The sequence below is a fragment of the Microcoleus sp. N9_A1 genome (genome assembly GCF_036701795.1).
Lineage (GTDB): Bacteria > Cyanobacteriota > Cyanobacteriia > Cyanobacteriales > Microcoleaceae > Microcoleus.
In genome coordinates this window covers 141,173-160,010 of sequence record NZ_JAUBRI010000006.1, presented here as the reverse complement: position 1 = coordinate 160,010, position 18,838 = coordinate 141,173, and the positions used below count along the sequence as shown (strand labels likewise).

The 18,838-nt window shown below is 44.7% G+C and carries 11 protein-coding genes and 1 pseudogene; 5 read left to right on the top strand and 7 right to left on the bottom strand.

The genetic code is table 11. The features are described from left to right. Positions 1 to 4 precede the first annotated feature (4 nt). A complete protein-coding gene (locus QUA58_RS04640; RefSeq protein ID WP_333393179.1) occupies positions 5 to 5,317 on the top strand; it encodes an AAA family ATPase in 5,313 nt (1,770 codons plus the stop codon). A gap of 105 nt (positions 5,318 to 5,422) precedes the next feature. Here the strand turns inward: QUA58_RS04640 and surE are convergent, their stop codons facing one another. Continuing rightward, positions 5,423 to 6,100, bottom strand: a complete 678-nt coding sequence (gene surE, locus QUA58_RS04635) for a 5'/3'-nucleotidase SurE (RefSeq protein ID WP_333393178.1) — start codon at positions 6,098 to 6,100, stop codon at positions 5,423 to 5,425. 715 nt (positions 6,101 to 6,815) lie between these two features. On the opposite strand from surE, the gene QUA58_RS04630 reads away from it, so the two are divergent. From QUA58_RS04630 to mscL, 3 genes are all read left to right on the top strand, one after another. Then, a complete protein-coding gene (locus QUA58_RS04630; protein ID WP_333254263.1) occupies positions 6,816 to 7,550 on the top strand; it encodes a PEP-CTERM sorting domain-containing protein in 735 nt (244 codons plus the stop codon). Positions 7,551 to 7,853: 303 nt separating this feature from the next. Continuing rightward, on the top strand, positions 7,854 to 9,287 hold the full coding sequence (locus QUA58_RS04625) for a DUF3370 domain-containing protein (protein WP_445301863.1): 1,434 nt from the start codon (positions 7,854 to 7,856) through the stop codon (positions 9,285 to 9,287). A 791-nt stretch (positions 9,288 to 10,078) separates the two neighbouring features. Beyond that, positions 10,079 to 10,516 carry a large conductance mechanosensitive channel protein MscL gene (mscL, locus tag QUA58_RS04620; protein WP_194067975.1) on the top strand — a complete coding sequence of 146 codons (438 nt, stop codon included), beginning with the start codon at positions 10,079 to 10,081 and terminating at the stop codon, positions 10,514 to 10,516. A 607-nt stretch (positions 10,517 to 11,123) separates the two neighbouring features. Here mscL and QUA58_RS04615 read toward each other — a convergent pair. The 3 genes from QUA58_RS04615 to QUA58_RS04605 form a co-directional block, all read right to left on the bottom strand. Continuing rightward, the gene (locus QUA58_RS04615) at positions 11,124 to 12,428 is read right to left on the bottom strand and encodes a dihydrolipoamide acetyltransferase family protein (RefSeq protein ID WP_333393184.1); all 1,305 of its coding nucleotides are present in this window, start codon (positions 12,426 to 12,428) and stop codon (positions 11,124 to 11,126) included. 173 nt (positions 12,429 to 12,601) lie between these two features. Continuing rightward, on the bottom strand, positions 12,602 to 13,042 hold the full coding sequence (locus QUA58_RS04610) for a YlqD family protein (RefSeq protein ID WP_006631983.1): 441 nt from the start codon (positions 13,040 to 13,042) through the stop codon (positions 12,602 to 12,604). Between the two features lie 144 nt (positions 13,043 to 13,186). Beyond that, a complete protein-coding gene (locus QUA58_RS04605; protein ID WP_333254271.1) occupies positions 13,187 to 15,136 on the bottom strand; it encodes a long-chain fatty acid--CoA ligase in 1,950 nt (649 codons plus the stop codon). Between the two features lie 135 nt (positions 15,137 to 15,271). On the opposite strand from QUA58_RS04605, the gene QUA58_RS04600 reads away from it, so the two are divergent. Continuing rightward, entirely contained in the window at positions 15,272 to 16,474 is a 1,203-nt protein-coding gene (locus QUA58_RS04600; RefSeq protein ID WP_333393176.1) for a leucine-rich repeat domain-containing protein, read from the top strand. 273 nt (positions 16,475 to 16,747) lie between these two features. Here QUA58_RS04600 and QUA58_RS04595 read toward each other — a convergent pair whose 3' ends face one another. The 3 genes and pseudogenes from QUA58_RS04595 to QUA58_RS04590 all read right to left on the bottom strand — a co-directional run. After that, the gene (locus tag QUA58_RS04595; RefSeq protein WP_333393175.1) at positions 16,748 to 17,710 is read right to left on the bottom strand and encodes a hypothetical protein; all 963 of its coding nucleotides are present in this window, start codon (positions 17,708 to 17,710) and stop codon (positions 16,748 to 16,750) included. Between the two features lie 209 nt (positions 17,711 to 17,919). After that, a complete protein-coding gene (locus tag QUA58_RS31470) occupies positions 17,920 to 18,018 on the bottom strand; it encodes an RQC domain-containing protein (RefSeq protein ID WP_445243688.1) in 99 nt (32 codons plus the stop codon). Continuing rightward, a pseudogene (locus QUA58_RS04590) lies at positions 18,019 to 18,199 on the bottom strand (IS630 family transposase); the annotation flags it as partial. Between the last annotated feature and the right edge of the window lie 639 nt (positions 18,200 to 18,838).

Below are 18,838 nucleotides of genomic sequence, written 5' to 3'. Positions count from 1 at the left end.
ACCTATGTTAGCAATTCGCGGATATAAAATTACTTCACAAATTTACCAAGGGTTTAATACTGTTATTTATCGAGGGATCAAAGAGTCAGACGGACAGCCAGCGATATTGAAAATCCTCAAAAATGAGTATCCTAATCTAGAAGAAATCACCCGTTTAAGACAGGAATATGAAATTTCCAAAAACCTTAATATAGAGGGTATAGTTAAACCTTTAGAATTACAAGAATTGGGAAACCGCCAATTTATCCTAATTTTGGAAGATTTTGGCGGAATTGCTCTCTCAGATAGCGAACAATTTAAGCAGCCACAAATACGAGATTTTCTAGCGATCGCGATTCAGGTAGCATCTACCCTCGCTCAGTTGCACGATCGTTGCATTATTCACAAAGATATCAAACCCCAAAACATCATCGTCAATTTGGCCAAAAATCAAGTAAAAATTACCGATTTTGGTATTGCAACCCGCCTGTCTAAAGAAAATCAATCCCTCAGCCACCCCAACTTATTAGAAGGAACTCTTGCCTATCTATCCCCAGAACAAACAGGTCGGATGAATCGGGCAATCGACTACCGAACGGATTTCTATTCTTTAGGAGTCACGTTTTATGAAATGCTAACAGGGAAACTGCCCTTTCCGACCACTGACGCCCTCGAATTAATTTACTCCCACATTGCCATTCAACCCGTACCACCAGCAAAAATTAACAGCCAGATTCCTCAAGCAATTTCTGAAATTGTGATGAAATTGATGGCTAAAACTGCTGAAGAACGCTATCAAAGTGCTGAAGGTTTGAAATTCGATCTAGAACAGTGTTTAACTCAATTAGAAACTACAGGGAAAATTGACAACTTTCAAATTGGTCAAGAAGATTTATCAAGTCAATTGCAAATTCCGCAGAAACTCTACGGTCGATTTGAACAAGTTCAGACACTCCTAGCCGCCTTCGACCGCATCAGTAATGGGACAGCGGAAATGATGCTAGTAGCTGGCTATTCAGGCATTGGGAAAACTGCTGTAGTTAATGAAGTTCACAAACCGATTGTCCGGCAGCATGGCTATTTCATTTCTGGTAAATTTGACCAATTTAAGCGCAACATTCCCTACGCTTCTCTGATAGAAGCTTTCTCGGATCTGATGCGCCAGCTATTAACTGATAGTCCGCAACAGATAGAGAATTGGAAACAAAAACTCTTAAACGCATTAGGCCAGCAAGGCCGAATTATTACAGAAGTTATTCCCGAAGTTGAACTGATCGTTGGCGAACAGCCGCCCGTGCCAGAAGTGGGAGCAACTGAAGCTCAAAATCGATTTAATCGGGTGTTTGCCAGCTTTATTCAAGTTTTTACTCAACCAGAACACCCGCTGGTTATTTTTCTAGATGATTTGCAGTGGGCTGATTTATCGTCGCTCAAGTTAATTCAACTGCTAGTGACTAACCCCGACAGCCAATATCTACTGATGATTGGTGCTTATCGAGATAATGAAGTTAGTCCGACGCATCCTTTGATGCAAACTTTGAAAAATAATCAAGAAAATTCAGCTAATTTAACAACAATTACTCTCGCACCTTTGAGTAGTACAGATGTCAATCAAATAGTTGCCGACACTCTTAGGGAAAGCCAAAAATCCCAAAGTCTATCCGCTCTGCTATTTAATAAAACTCAAGGCAATCCTTTCTTTTTAAATCAACTGCTAAAATATCTTTATGAAGAAAAGCTGTTAGCTTACAATTTTAATAGTCGCCAATGGGAGTGGGAAATAGATGAAATTCAAGCGATAGGAATTGCGGATTATAACGTTGTCGAGTTAATGGTAAAGCAGATTCAAAGGCTGCCGGAAGCAAGTCAAAAGATTTTGCAGTTAGCAGCTTGTATCGGCAGCAGATTTTATTTAGATGTTTTGGCGATCGTCAATGAAGAATCTCCTGTAGAAACGGCAAATCAACTGTGGTCTGCCCTAGAGGCAGGTTTGATTCTCCCCTTGAACGACGCCTACAAAATTCCGCTCTTTTTTGACCGCGAATTGGCACAGATGCACCTTGACGATATCGCCAGCCGTCAAACTGCATCTGTGCAAATTCCTTACAAGTTTTTGCACGATCGCGTACAGCAAGCAGCTTATTCTCTCATTGCCGAAGACCAAAAAAAATTAACTCACCTCAAAATTGGTCAACTGCTGCTGAAAAATACGACCCCATCTCAGCAAGAAGAAAACATTTTTGCGATCGTCAATCAACTGAATATCGGCAGCGAGTTCATCACCGAGCAGTCAGAAAAAAACCAACTCGCTGCCCTGAATCTCGCCGCAGGTCGGAAAGCTAAAGCAGCAACAGCCTCCGAAGCGGCTGCCAATTATTTTAATGCGGGCATGGAACTCCTGGCAGCTTCTAGCTGGCAAAGCAATTACGAACTCACGCTCAACCTCTATATAGAAGCTGTAGAAGCAGAATACTTGTGTACCAACTTCGAGAGAGCTGCTGCACTGGCAGAAATAGCGCTGCAACAGGCAACAACCCTGCTCGAAAAGGTGAAAGTTTACGAGCTAAAAGTTGAATTTTATATCGCTCAAAACCAGCTATCCAAAGCCCTTGAAACCGGACTGCAAGCGGTAGAGATGCTCGGAGTTTCCCTAACTCCTCTGCCCAGCGAGGGCAGCAGTTCCGTGCAGATGCCGAGATTAGAAGAGTTAGAAAACCTTCCCGAAATGACCGATCCCTATTTGCTAGCAGCTCTGCGAATCTTGATAACGGCAACGGCCGCTGCTTCGATCTCAGCGCCTTCAACCTTTGTTCAGATCGTTTTAACGAAGGTCAATCTTTGTGTGGAACGAGGTCATTCAGCTCTGGCAGCGATCGCTTACGCAAATTACGGCATAATTTTGTGCGGGCCGATGGCAGACTTGGACGCGGGATATTACTGCGGGCAGTTGGCGATTAAACTCCTAGATATTTTTCCTGACAACAAACTCAAATGTCGAGTTTATGCGCCCTTTTACGGTTTGATCTCCCATTGGAAAGAGCAGGCTAAGGAAAGTATTGCACCGTTAGAAGAGGCGATTCAAGCCGGTTTGGAAACGGGAGATTACCAATATGCAGGCTATTGCGTACTCCACTCTTGTACCAACCTATTCTTGAGCGGCGAACGCTTAGAAATTGTCGATGTAAACATTAGCGAATATATCAAACTTTTAAATAAAATCAAACAGGAATTTCCGCTCAATTTCATTAAGGTATGGCATCAACTGACCTTAAATTTGCAAGGATTATCATCAGATAAAATGCTGCTGCAAGGCAAAAGTTTTGATGAAGCAGCGATGCTGGTATATTTGCAGGAAACCAAAAATGCAACAACGCTGTTATTAGTTTACCAGGCCAAAGCCTTTCTCTGTTATTTATTTAAAGATTATTCCCAGGCTCTTGCCTGCATTTTGGCAGCTCACGAACACCTCAGAGGCGATAGCGGCATGATGACGTTTCCCGCTCACTACTTCTATTATTCGCTGATCCTGCTCGCTAATTACAACAGCGCTGCGCCGAGGGAGCAACAGCAATATCTGGAATTGGTAGAATCTCATCAGGAAAAAATGAAATTCTGGGCGCAAGACGCGCCGATGAACTATCAGCACAAGTACGACCTGATCGAGGCAGAAAAAGCGCGGATTTTGGGGCAAAATGAGCAAGCAATTAACTTGTACGAAAGAGCGATATCGGGAGCGATAGAGTACGAACGCCTGGAAGATGAAGCTATTGCTAAAGAACTGGCTGGAGAATTTCATTTTGCTTGCGATCGCGAACATATGAGTCAGTTCTATCTGAACGAATCCTACTACGCTTATATTCGCTGGGGAGCTACGGCAAAAGCCCAAGATTTAGAGTCAAGGTATCCAAAAATATTTGGGAGAATAACAGCTCAAAAAAATCTCGGTCTTGATTTTAATACCACGACATTAACAACAGGATCTAGCTTGGAAGGATTAGAGCTACTTTCTGTGCTTAAATTTTCCAAAATCATCTCTGGGGAAATTGTTTTAAGCGAACTGATTTTACAATTTATGAAAATTGCGCTCAATAATGCTGGCGCTCAAAAAGGATTTCTGATTTTGAATCAGTCAGAAGGTTTTGAGATCGCAGCCGCTGGGGAAGTTGAGGACAGCGATATTAATGTGTTGTTATCTCCCCAGATTGAACTAGAGCAAGTTGTTCCCTTAAGCGTTATTTATTATGTGGAAAAGACTCTCAAAACTGTCGTTTTAAATAATGCTAAGGCTGAAGGAGCTTTTAGAACAGACCCTTATATCAGGACGCATCAACCCAAGTCAGTCTTATGTATTCCCATCATCAATCAAGGCAAAATGATGGGTTTACTTTACTTTGAAAATAATTTGGCAACTAGCGCTTTCACTCCGACGCGGCTGGAAGTTTTAAAACTGATATCTTCTCAAGCAGCAATCTCGCTAGAAAATGCCTTACTTTACCACACGCAGGAACAAAAAGTAGAAGAGCGCACTGCCCAACTCGCCCAAGCAAACCAGGAAATTAGCGGCCTCAACGACAAACTTAAAGCCGAAAACATCCGCCTCAGTGCTGAGTTAGAAGTCACGAAACGACTGCAACAAATGATCTTGCCCAAACAATCAGAACTTGATAAAATTAAAGGATTAGAAATAGCTGGATATATGCAACCTGCCGATGAAGTTGGTGGCGACTACTACGACGTGCTAACCCAAAATGATCGGGTAAAAATTAGCATCGGCGATGTTACGGGACATGGTTTAGAAAGTGGCGTATTAATGATTATGGCGCAAACCGCCGTCCGCACTCTCCAACAAATGAACGAAACCGATCCGGTGAAGTTTCTTGATGTGTTAAACCGCACCCTTTATGCCAATATCGAGCGCATTGACTCGTCTAAAAACATGACCTTGGCTTTGTTAGATTATCAAGATAGTAACCTCACCATCAGCGGTCAACATGAAGAAATAATTGTAGTCCGTACTGATGGTAACATCGAACTGATCGATACAATGGAACTCGGCTTTCCTCTGGGATTAGAGGAAGATATTTCTGGTTTTGTTTCCCAAGTTCAAGTGCATCTTAATCCCGGGGATATAGTAGTGCTTTACACAGATGGAATTACCGAAGCTATAAATATAAATCGAGTGTATTACGGCATAGAAAGATTGTGCCAAGTGGCGCAAAAAAATCGCCACAAAACGGTTGAAGAAATTCGACAAGCAGTAATTGATGATGTGCGGCAACATATTGACAAACATAAAGTTTTTGACGACATTACGTTGGTAGTCCTAAAACAGAAATAACGCAAGTTGGTAATTGGTAATTGGTAATTAATCATATCAAGTCCGGTTGCACCGGACTTGTATAGTGGGGGTGTAGTCGATCGAGAGTGCTATCGCCCAAATCTATCACAGCGATATCTCAGTCACCGCAATATTACCCCCAAAACACACGTCAACATCAGTCCCCGCCGCCCGATCGCGCGCTCCGTACTCTCCGGCATAATAAAAGTATTCTCCCTCCATCCGGTACACCACAGGCAGCGGCTGTGTCGAAGGCGGGCAAAACACAATTTCCGGTTCCGCACTTCCGGGCGCTAAATGCGGCAAATTCACATTCCAAAAACACCCAGACTTTGGTTCCCGGTTCAGCAAATCCGCCAACACCCGCGATGTCCAGCGAGTAGCTAAATCCCAATCAATTTCGAGCGGCCTTTTAATCCGGTGGGAAATTGCGATGCCCGGAATACCGTGCATGGCTGCTTCCCGCACAGCCGCCACCGTACCCGAAATATATACGTCAACCCCCAAATTGCCGCCCGCGTTAATCCCCGAAAGCACTAAATCCGGCTTCGCACAAACGTGATGAAGAGCGATTCGCACGCAATCAGCCGGTGTTCCTCCTACAGCATACTCAAATTCTGATCGGCGATCGACATGAATCGGACTGTGAGCCGTCACTTGATGCCCGCAGCCCGACAATTGCCCCTGCGGAGCCACCATAATTGTCTTGCCTTCTACAGCTTGCTTCATTGCCTGAATTCCGGGAGCGTCTATGCCATCGTCGTTGGTTAAAATTATCGTCATTGAAAATTTGTCTGTTAGTAACGTTATTGTGTCACTGGCGGGCGAGTCGAGGCAATCTCAAATTGTAGGGTGGCGCGGGGATTGTATCGGTGTCAGTCGATTTTAGATTTTAGATTTTAGATTTACTCCACAGATGAATCTCGGAGATTGAACAACAGCCTAAAATTTTTGAGCCCTCCACGCCGTACTTTAGTGGCTCAAACCCGTTATCTGCGCCCAGGAAGAGTTACTAATTCTATATTTACTTACTGTGCAACTATAGCGGTTCTCAAAAAAGTGAGGATAGCCCTATGCCATAGCCCTATGCCATAGCCCTATGCCATATCCCGGAAGCGTACCTGATATGAGAGATCGAAAGGCTATATATTTTACTTTCGCGTACATCAGGCGATCGACAAACCGATTTCTCAATTATTGTATAAATACACACTTATTTGTAAGTAATATTACGCAATTGGCCATTGTGACAGCCGATGATACCGAAAGTTGCAATAACGGATAGTTAGCCGTGGAATACCTCAGCAACAGTCATCCTAGCCTTTGCGGCACAACCAAGTTTACTAAAACTTTAAGAATAAACCTCGCACAATATTGTTTTGGTAAAGGTAGCAAAAATGTATATACAAATACCTTTACATGATAGATGATGTAAATAGACACCAGAAGAAATCAATAAAGTCAATCCCCCCAACGATATAAACGAGGTATTACTCTTATGAAAACCAACTTCGCCCAACCACTAACCGCCTGTATAGCTACCGCTGGTTTAGTTGTTGCTTCTTCATTACTAACTGCAACGCAAGCCCAAGCATTCAGTTTATCTGTGGCTCCTCAGTACGGTACGACCAACGGCATTGGCACCGGCGCTACTGCAACATTAGACTTCAACGTTGTCCAAAGTGGAGCCGATTTGCTCCTGAATTTGGGGATCACCAATACGACTGGCACTCAGGCTACAGCCGGTGGCGCAACCAACTCTTCTCTCGTTGCGGTGGCATTTGACGTATTGAGCGGCGTTAGTGCATCGGTTAAATCTACCGCAGGCAGCACTTTTACAAAGTTTTGGCAAAACGTTGATATTAGTGGCTTGCACAATGGTTTCGACTATGGCATTAGCACTCCGCGCAATAGCTTTAATGGTGGCAACGCTAATGGAGGCTTATATAAAAATCAGTCTACTTTGGTTAGCTTTTTGCTAACTGGCAGCAGTCTGAGTGCGTCTCAGGCAGAAAATGCTTTCTTGACGGGATTTCAGAATGGTACGCTCAAGGCAGGAGTTCGCTTCCAACAGGTAGATGGGTCTAATGTTGGTACCAGTGACAAAGTTATGGCCGGAGTTTCGGCTGATGCTGAGCCAGTACCCGAACCAACTACTATCGCAGGTATGGTAATGGGGTTGGGAAGTTTAGTCGCAGCCCGCCGCAAGCAGGCAAAAAAAGCTCTTGCTTAAATTTTCTCAGGGGTGCAGGCCATCCATCTGCAGAAAAGAAAAGCTCGTCCCATTTCTAGTGAATTCAGGTTAACTTCTAGTATCAACTCATAAGAGCCAGCGCAGCTATAGTGCTTCTGGCTCTTATTTTTGCTCTACATTTTGTCATTAAGTAGAACAAAAAATTTGCGATGCCAGAATTTCCACAAAAATTGACCTAACATCCCAAATTCCCCAAAAAATATCAACCAACTTGTGGTAAAGTTTTGTGTCGATCGCCCGATCGAATTATCAGCACAAGTTCAGTTAAACGCGATCGCAGCAATGTTTTTACCAATTCTACCCTTAGCTCAAGCAATTGCCGCACCTCCCACCCAACAGCAACTGATTATCCAGCCAGAAGTTCCCCTACCGGAAAACGAACGGGATGTGCAGCCGCCGCCGCCAAGCAGCAGCCCGCTGAATACTGTGACAGTGCCCCAGCAAGTGCGCGTTTTGCCGGGAAAACTCGACAACATTCCCGTTTTCAACAGCAACAGCCCGGAAGTCGTGCAAACCGAAGGCATTTTGCTCTCCACATTTCCCCAAGAAGGCAAACAAGTACCTTCTGCACACTTAAACTTTCCCTTCAAAGGTCGATTTGATATCTTCGCCCACCACATCGCCAAAGCTAAAAATCGCGCCGAAACTCGCACCTTATTTCAAGGAATAATTGTCTACAATCCGAACTCGGAACCTGTTACTTTAAATGTCTTGCAAGGAGCGACTTATTTAACTCGGCCGGATGCGTTGTTTGTCGATTTGCCGTCGTATTTAGAAAATCGATTCGGCACGGTGTTTGCGGGGCCTGGAAGCCGGATTACGAGCGATGTGCTGCGGGGGTACAGACAAGCCATTTTGCCCGCTGCGATCGAGATTCCGGCCAATGAGAGCCGAATGCTGATGAATTTGCCGATACCTGTGGGGAATATCACGCCTGCTTCCAACGGGCGATCGACTTTGATGCGAATGTCGAGCAGCAATTCGGTTTATGTTGCTAGTTTAGCAATGTTTGCTCCTCCAACTAAAAATGGAGTCGAACAATCTCCGACATTAGAACAGTGGGAAAATATTTTAAACACCAAAGGTTTAGCGGGGCCGAGAGATTTGGCACCAACTCCGCAAGACGAAAATCCGCTGCAAAAAATTTACGGGCGCGTGGCGGGAGTAGCTGAAGGTTCGGAGTGGAAAGCTAAAATTACTGATAATTATAGAACCGATTATTTAACTGTTCCCAAGCGCGGCGAGTCATTTTCCTATGCTCTGAGCACTACGGATACGGGTACTTTTGGAACTGGTCAAGTTCAAAGCGCTAAAATGTTAGCTCGCTATCCCGATACTGCTTATTTTGCTCACGGCAATTACGGGATTCAATACAACTTAGCTTTTCCGCTTTACAACAAATCTCGCGAGTCTCAATCGGTGAGTATTAGAATGCAAACACCGATTAAAGCAAATACAAAATCGGGTGGATTGATGTTTTACGATCCGCCGGAAAATCGGATATTTTTCCGAGGTACGGTGCGGGTGATATTTAATGACGATGCGGGCAAGACTTTGACGCGCTACATTCACATTGTGCAGCGCCGGGGACAGCAGGGGGAACCTTTGGTGAATGTGAATATGAAGCCGGGGGAACGCCGTTTGGTTCAGGTGGATTTTTTGTATCCGCCTGATGCGACGCCGCCGCAAGTCTTGACAGTGCGATCGAGTAATTAGTTTGTAGTCAGTAGTCAAAGGTTTGTAGTGAGGACTTTAGTCCGCATCAAGAAAAACTAAAATGTAGTCCATTTGGCTTTTTTTACCTGCTCACGCACTTGCCCATGTAGCACTCTCATCAGCTCTTCTATCACTCCCTGTGTTCGCCACTGCAAGTAAAGCCAATATACGGCCCTTGTAAGGGGCCAATCCTTGGGTAGGTCTTACCAATTGCAGCCATTTTTTAGTTGATAGAAGATTCCATCTAAGATTTCTCTTTTTGTCCAGTTACATGGTTTTAGTTAGCTTCTTCCTGGGCAATATCTCATGTAGTATGGGTTCAATTATTTCCCATTCTGAATCCGTTAGACTGCTACAATAAGGCATGGCTGCTGCTGGATAATGCTTTTGCGGTCACGTATAACAGCGTAAAAGATGTCAAACGGGTTTTATAGAGGCTCAAAACCTTTGCACCTTGGTTGTTCGTCTCTGGCTAAATTTGGGAATTCACCAATAAACCTACTATTTTTCAAGCTGTGTAGCCTCGTTTTTCCACTGCGTACACTTTTTCAGCAAGCCCTAAGTAGAAATCATTGACAAACGTCTTCAGATGAAACCCTTGCCTGAAAAGGCTTTCAGAGATAGCGTGAAAAGTAAGGACAACATCCGTTGCACCAAAAAGTCGCGCCACTCCGTTCTTAGATTGAACCCGATCGCCTTTGACCAGTTTGTTTGGTTTAAAATATAATAAAGTTTTTCCTGAATCATGAGAAAATAAATTTTACTGGCATATCTATAGGGGAACATCCATCATGGCAAGAAGTAGTAGCGGATTTTGGAGCGATTTCTGGAAGTTTTTAGTTCAGGGAAATGTCCTTGAACTGGCAGTTGCCGTCATCATTGGTGGAGCCTTTGGAAAAATCATTGATTCTTTAGTCAAAGATATTATTACTCCCATTCTTCTTAATCCTGCTTTAACGGCTGCGGGAGCTAAAGACCTGGAAAGTTGGGCACCAGGAGGTATAAAATGGGGTGTTTTCCTGGCATCTGTAATTAGTTTTGTGATTATCGCCTTTGTTATTTTTCTATTACTCCGAAGCGTAGAATCTGCAAAAAAAAGATTAATTCGTCGGCAAGCAGCAGAAGCAGAAGCAGAAGTTGCACTTGTTGATGCTGCTACTCTCAACCAGGAAAAGATGACAGAAGTTTTAGAACGCTTAGCAAAAGCATTGGAATCGCGTGGTATTTAGAGCCTACGTAAGTAACCAAACGAAATTAATTAGATAAAGACTCTTTACGTTGTAAGGCTTTCAGGGGATATTTTGTGTGATTAATTTTGTACAACTACTTAATACTTGATTTTTAGGGGATGCAGGCAAAAGTTTAGGCTGTTATCTCCTTTTTTGCACACTCACACTAAAGATATTTCAAAAGCCTTCTTTGCGATTTCGTAACCGGCATCCTGAATCCAAAGTTTGGTGGTGATAAACAGTATTTTTCATAATTTTTCTTTTACGTGTTTCCGAATTGCGTGCTTTTTTAACGCTGAGAAATTACACGTTATTAACGTTCAATTTGGAGATGCTTTCTTTATTATCGAGGGTATGGCTGTAGGCATAGTTCAGGCCTATAGAACCCATTTGACATCTATTCCAGACTTATTACCACAACTAGGTTTGGGGCGAATCAGTAGAATTCTAAATTTAGGCTAGAATAGTTGCCCTGTAAGGATTTTACAAAAGATGTCAAATGGGTTCTATAATAATAAAAATCCTTTTTGCAATACTGAGATGTTCCCGACTGAAGTCCTGACTACGAACCTCAGAGTAAGGTTTGTAGTCAGGACTTTAGTCCTAATTAAAGTGTCAAAGATTGAGGATTTGTCTCAATCAATTTAGCTAAATCTTGCAAGAAAGATGCAGCGTCAGCACCGTAAATCACTCGGTGATCGCAAGTAATATTCACCTGCATTTGGCGCTTCACTCCCATCAAGCCTTCCTCGTTTGCTACTACTTGCGGCCGCGAAGAGCCGATCGCCAAAATCGAGCCTTGATTCGGCGGCAAAATCGCATCAAACTTATCTACTCCAAACATTCCCAAATTGGAGAGAGTAAAAGTGCCCGTGCTGTATTCATCGGGTTTTAACTGTTTGGCGCGGGCGCGATCGACTAAATCCTTCCAAGTGCGCGAGAGCGAATAAATATCGAGGCGATCGGCATTTTGCAACACCGGCGTAATCAAACCGCCACCATCCATCGCCACCGCTACCGCCACATTAATATCAGCCCGGTGTTGAATTCCCGACTCCACATAACAAGCATTCAGCAGAGGATGTTTTTGTAAAGTTACTGCTACTGCTTTTGCCAGCAAAGCCGTCATCGTGACGCCTTTCGACTTAATTTGTTTGTAGAGTTTGTCCAGATTGTCAGTAGTAATTGTATAGCCGACGCGGAAACAGGGCACGCTCAAACTTGCTTCCATATTGCGGACTACCGCATTTTGCAGCGCGTTCATCGGTACTCTGTTACCCGAAAGCGCCACTGCTGGGACTGGTGCGGGTGCAGGTTTGGCTGCTGCGGCTGCGGGTGCTGCGGCTGCGGGTGTTGCCGGGACTGTGACTGGTTGCTGAACCGGAACAGGTTGGGCTTTACCGGCAGCAGCTTCCACGTCTTCTGCGACAATCCGGCCGTTGGGGCCGCTGCCTTTGATCGAATTCAAATCTACTTTAAATTCTTTGGCTAACTTGCGAGCACGGGGAGAAACAATGCTGCGGCCGTTTTGGCGGCTGAGGTTTTGCTGCAAACCTGCTGATGCGGTAGCTGGGGCTGGGGCTGGGGCTGGGGCTGGGGCGGCTGGGGCTGGGGCTGGGGCTGGGGCGGCTGGCGCGCCGGCTCCTTGTTTCTGAGCTTCTGCGATTTCGGCTTCTGTTTCTGCGACTAGGGCGATCGCAGCTCCCACGGTCGCAACTTCGCCGGCTGGTACAATAATTATTGCTAGATAGCCTTCGTAGAAAGACTCGACATCCATGTCGGCTTTGTCGGATTCAACCACGACTACGGTTTCGCCCTTTTCTACTTTGTCTCCGGCGGATTTGACCCAGGAAACAATTTTGCCCTCTGTCATGGTAGAGCTCAGGGCTGGCATGAAAACTTCGCGAATCATCTGTAAAAAGTCCTTGTGAGTTGGTAATTGGCGATCGGTAATTGGCGATTGATAATTGGCGATCGGCCACCGGCAATACTTATTATTATGCCAGTCTCTCGCATTCTTGATGTGTGACTGTTGACTCAAAATCAATTGCCAATTACCGATCGCCAATTACCACTTACCAATTTCTAAATATCACCTCGAATTTCTTCGACTATGCCGTCGCGGAGGAGAATTTCTACTTGCATTTTTTGAATCAAGTTTTCTCCCAGGCCGACAGTGAATGTGCCGTCAATTTGACCTTGACTCACTTCTTGTTCCAGGTCTAGCACCTGCACTTGCTGAAGCTGTTGCAGGTTTTGGTTTTTCTGTTCTAGCAGTTCGCTTTTTCTTTGATTCACCTGCACTTGAATGTTTTCTATTTGCTGCATTACTTGCGGGCCTGGGGGCTGCAGGTTTTGCTTTTGGATTTCTGAAACCATCCGCTGCCCTTGCATTTCTAACTGTTGTAGCTGAGAGTCTATTTGGTTGATTTGGGCTTGGAGTTGCTGTTGAGCTTCTTCTTTCCAGCGGGGAGTAACGACGACTTTAACGTTAATCGATCGCTTCAAGAGTAATTGTGGTTCCATAAAGTTGTTGCTTGTCAATTAGGAATTAGGCATTAGTCATTAGTTGGTAAACATGAACTAATGGCTGAGGACTGAGGACTCGGACTTGGGACTCGGGTGTTGGGATAATTTTTTCTTTTCCATTCCCCAAGTCCTGCGAATATTTCAAAACATCTCGTCAATCATATCGCGGTAGTGTTCCGTCACAACCGGGCGCTTAATTTTCAGGGTCTGGGTCAACATTCCATTTTCCATCGAAAATGGCTCCTGAATCAACCGGAACGGGCCGATCCGATCGTCCGCGCGGTATCCAGGGCGATTTTTCACCTCCCGGTTCAACTCTTGGCGGAATAAGTCTTGAATTGTCTTGCTATTCCAGTCAATTTCCTGTAATGGGGGAGTCTGAGTTTCGCCCCATTTGAGTACGGCTTCTGGATTGGGGACAATTAAGGCACCGATCGATTTCTGGTCTTGGCCTACTACGATAATTTGGTCGATGTAGGGGCTGCGGACGCAGGCATCTTCTATGGGCTGCGGTTCGATGTTTTCGCCGTTGCTGAGGACGATCGTATCTTTGGCCCGCCCGGTCAAAACTAAGTCGTTTCCCGGTGTCAGCCAGCCTAAATCGCCGGTGTCAAACCAGCCTTCGGGGTCGATCGCCTTGGCAGTCGCTTGGGGATTAAGATAATAACCTGCCATAATTTGCGGCCCCCGCGCCAATACCAAGCCGCGCTGGCCTGTGGGCAGTTGCTGTCTGGTTTCTGGGTCTACTATTTTAATTTCCGTATGGGCGATCGGCTGTCCTGCGGAACCTTTAAGATTGTGCCAAGGGCGACGGACGGTTAAAACCGGGGACGTTTCGGTTAAACCATATCCCACCAACAAGCCGATATTAGCTATTTCAAAGAAATTGTCTAAATGCGTTGCCAAAGAACCGCCGCCGCTAATGGCCCATTTTAAGCGTCCCCCTGTAGCTTCCCTGACTTTTTTGTAAACCAATTTTTCGGCGAGGGCGTGTACGGGCGACCACAGAATGCTTTTGGTGCGGGCGATTAGTTTTTCGGAAGCAGAAGCAGGTTTCAAACTGAGAGTTAATCCTTGGAAAATGCGGCGGTTCTCAATGTATTGCTGGCTGGCAGATAACAGGAAATTCACCAATTTTTGTTTCTTAGGTGGTTGTTCCCGAAACTGCTTTTGTACGGCCTCGTAAATCGATTCCCAGAGGCGCGGAACGCTGACCATGTACTGGGGTTTGTAAGTTTTAAAGTCTTGTTTGAAATAGCGAATATTGGTGTAAATTTGCGTGCATCCTTGGGAAAGCAGGAAGTATTCGACGCTGCGTTCGTAGGCGTGCCAACTGGGCAGAATACTGAGGACGCCGTCGCCGGCTTCGGGCTGGAGAATTGTGCCCAAGGTGTTGAGTTGGTGCAGCAGGTTGCCATGAGTCAGCATGACGCCTTTGGGTTTGCCGGTGGTGCCGCTGGTGTAGAGGAGAGTGGCGAGGGTTTGAGGCTTGTGGTTGGAGGGTTTGAGGGGACGGTTGGCCCCTGTAGTCATCACTTGAGAAAATTTGACTGTGCTTAGGGTTTGGCTGGTTTCCGGTTCTTCCTCGGACAGGAGGACGATGAGTTGAATGGGCAAATCAGGGAGGCGGTGTTGCAGTTTTTTCAGTAATGCCAGGTTTTCGACTACCAAGGCGGTGCTGCCGCTGTCTTGGATGATGTACAGGAGTTCTTCGGGGTCGGCGGTGGCGCCTCGAACAACATTTGCGGCCCCGGCCATCATGATACCTTGGTCGGCTATCAGCCAGCGGGGGCTGTTGTCGGCGAAGAGGGCGATGCGGGGAGGGACTGCTTCTTCGGGATTTGGTTCGATGCCTAGGGCTTGTAAGCCGGCGGCGAATTGCTGGATTTGTTGGTACAGGTCGGTGTAGGTGAATTTGATTTCGGGCTGGCTGTGGGGGTCGTGGAGGGCGACGGTTTGACCGAATTTTTGTTTGACGATCGCCCAAATTTCGGGTATCGATTGGATGGAACTGTAATCAATTAGGCGGTTGAGGTTCGCACGATCGCGATCAGTCATTTCAGATGATGTGTAAGATGGTGGGCGGTTCATAAGGTATCTTCCTGAGTTTTCGGAGATAAAATTATTGGCTATAAGTTGAATATGAGAGCTATTTTAGAACTTTATGGCAGTATCGTGACAGTTTGCCAACCTGCCATTGTCTATTTAGAAAATTAGAGAGGCAAGATGATAAAATTTATAGTTGCACAGCAACACATTAATTTATCAAGGTTGATCGTAGTTGCTTTTAGTGCGATCGGCCTAGCATCATGTGGAAATAAACTGTCTGTGAAGGCCGCAGAAGTGCGATCGGCAAACAAAACATTTGCTGATTGGTGCCGCCAAAAAGCCGATTTGAGTCCTGAAACTAAACATACTGTTGATGTGCTGTTGGAGAAAGCGGGGACTACTGATTGTGTTGAGGGCGATCGGAAACTTTCAAGTTTCACGACACTGTATCTCACCAACAATAAAATCAGCGACACCAAACCGCTAGCATCCTTGACTAACCTGACAGAGCTCTACCTCGGCAATAATCAAATCAGCGACATCAAACCGCTAGTAGCATCTTTGACCAAACTGAATCGGCTCGTCCTGTACGAGAATAAAGTTAGCGACATCAAACCGCTAGCATCCTTGACTAACCTGACTGTGATCTACCTCGACAAGAATCAAATCAGCGACATCAAACCGCTAGCATCCTTGACTAACCTGACTGTGCTCTACCTCGGCAATAATCCAATCATCGACATCAAACCGCTAGCATCCTTGACTAAACTGACTTCGCTCAGCCTCGATAATAATCAAATCAGGGACATCAAACCGCTAGTATCCTTTACTAACCTGACTCGGCTCTACCTCGACAAGAATCAAATCAGCGACATCAAACCGCTAGCATCCTTGACTAACCTGACTGTGATCAGCCTCAATAATAATCAAATCATCGACATCGAACCACTAGCATCATTGACTAAACTGACTTCGCTCAGCCTCGACAACAGTCAAATCAGTGAGATCAAACCACTACAATCCTTGACTAACCTGACTTCGCTCAGCCTCGGCAATAATCAAATCAGCGATATCAAACCGCTAGCATCCTTGACTAACCTGACTGTGCTCAACCTCCTCAACAATCAAATCAGCGATATCAAACCGCTAGCATCCCTGACTAACCTTAACTCTCTCTACCTCGACAAGAATCAAATCAGCGATATCAAACCGCTAGCATCCCTGACTAACCTTAACTCTCTCTATCTCGACAAGAATCAAATCAGCGATATCAAACCGCTAGCATCCCTGACTAACCTGAAAAAACTCCATCTCAACGGAAATCCGATCGCTCCTGAAATTTGCCCTCTCAAACCAGAGTCTATCTGTCAATGGGAATGATAAATTCAACTTCAGTCAGGGGGAGATTGTCGGGAAGGTCGATCGTAATTTGCATGATCGATAGTACCTTTTAATTTCAATTGTCTCTGAAGTGCGATCGTTACAGATTCATTAAACTTTGATTCATGCGCTGTATTCTTCAAGATTAAAACGAGTATATCTGTCAGCACTTTAACATAGCTGGGTGCTTAGGGTACACCTTAACCCAATAAAATTGAACTCTTGTGGAACAGGCATCTTGCCTGTTCATGAATCTCATGCAATATCTCAGATTTAAGCGACCTTGCGCGGTGCATCAACCATCGGCGCAGTACCAAACAAATGTCTGAGATAACTACGACTGAGCTCCCGGTTCCAGCGCCGCAAACGCACCATCACTCGTGTGAATGTAAAAGTCAATTCCAACACCAAAGAAAGCTGTTTGAGACTAAGTGAAGTATTAAACACATCGTTACCGTGCGTGCGTTCAATCTGATGGTGTTTCAGCAAAGCAATCAGGTTTTTGGTAGAGCCTTTTAGTTGATTGAAATAACTCTGGGAGAATGCCCAGCGACTGAAACCCCAAAACTTAGCCAAATGATTGAGTTCATCCTGTAAAGGCTGGGAAATTGCCTGTTGCAACGCTCCAGTTGAGTGTACCATCAACCATAAATAAACAGAAGTAGCTCCCCACTCGGTACTCAGGCGACTAATCACGTGTTTATAGGTATCTTGCCAAGCGTCACCTGTGGATTGACAGCCATTCACAGAGTTGGGTTTTACTTGCAGTTTTTCCCCTGTAAGTTGCTGGTAAATTTTCCTAAATGTCGGGCAATGTTGGCGTTCTTCTTTTTCCCAGACACCTATCTCTAGAATGTTGCCATTGTCATCAAAAATTCCTCCCATAAACCGCGCCATTTGCGGGTAAATATGCTGTAAGTAGCACCAGCTTTCTCTACCGTAGCTGCGGATGGGAGCTTCAATTTCTGCCGCACTTGCCAATATTTGCAAAAAGATTTCTGGCTTGACACCAATAATTTGGTCGCGATTGATTCTTTGCCAATCTATGGGTTCCCAAGGGCGGGGATGCGGGGTGGAAAATTGCTGGGGTAGATCGGAAAGTCGATCGCTCAAAACTTCCAATGACATATAATGGTCGATGAGCGAGTTAATCCTGGCCCGACTTTGCAAATAGCGAGGGCTTTGATACTGATTACCAGCCAAATCAATTGTATACACCTTACCAGTAGCTTTCATTGTGTCTGCCTGTTCGTGACTTTTACAGCTATTGTGCAAAAGGCATTTGGGAAGTTGCAATGAGTAACGTGCAGGCTGCTCAATTACTAGCAGTTGCCTCGACTGAGCCGAACTCAGGTGAAACGGCCTGAAGTAGGGTGAACTAAGCAACACATGATACGGCTAAGATATGCGGCAGAGTAGGCTTCCTCTAATAAATTGTCTATACTTCAGTCTTGACTAATTCCATAAGTAGAAAGTTGGTGGTGCTGGCATTGCAAAAATTTTTGATTTTTAGAACCACGTAGCACGTCTAAGCGGTTGCACATTTAAACTGTCATACAAGCATTACCCTTGTTTTTGATTGGGCGACCCCATTTAATTATTAATTTTCCTTGATTTAAGAGGTGATGCCATAAATATTCTAGCTCTGAAATTAATATAAAAAATCGATTTACAATAATATATATGTATCGAGTGCCATACTAATTTAATTAAGTTATAGTCGGGTTGTTTTCGGGAAAATTATAAATGAAGATTAGGCATTTATGTCTCAATTCTTTTTAGGCACTATTCTTTAGATATCTCCCAAATATTCCCCTTATGTGGGAAAAGAACATAACAGACTTTTTTTTAAACATAAACATGAGCGAGATACTGAATTATATTGAAGAGAATCATCAAGAAACACAGCGATTACTTGGTCTACCCTATGAACAGTTACAACAATTACTCCCAAATGCCGAACGATTTTAACTTTAGCATACTTTGGACTCTCGTTAAAATGGGCTTACCCTAAATGAAAAACCCGGGTTCGATTTCTTAGGATTAAACATCAGACAATTCCCTGTTGGGCAAAACACATCAGGCAAAGTTAATGGCAAAATCCTGGAACTTCACACTATTATCACCCCCAGCAATGAAAGTCACAAAAGACACTACATAAAAGTTGCACAAGTAATAAATAAGTCGCGTGGGTTGGGAGCATCTCATATTTGTAAAAACACTTATTCTGGCTCTTTCCTTCTTCCTCTTTCCTCCTGGCTCATGACTCCCCATTCCAATTTCTAGCTTGCCTGCTTTCATTGAGATGCTCCAGTTCAAGAATGGGAGTACGCCTCGAAATACCCGTAAAAGTGTCTAAACTAC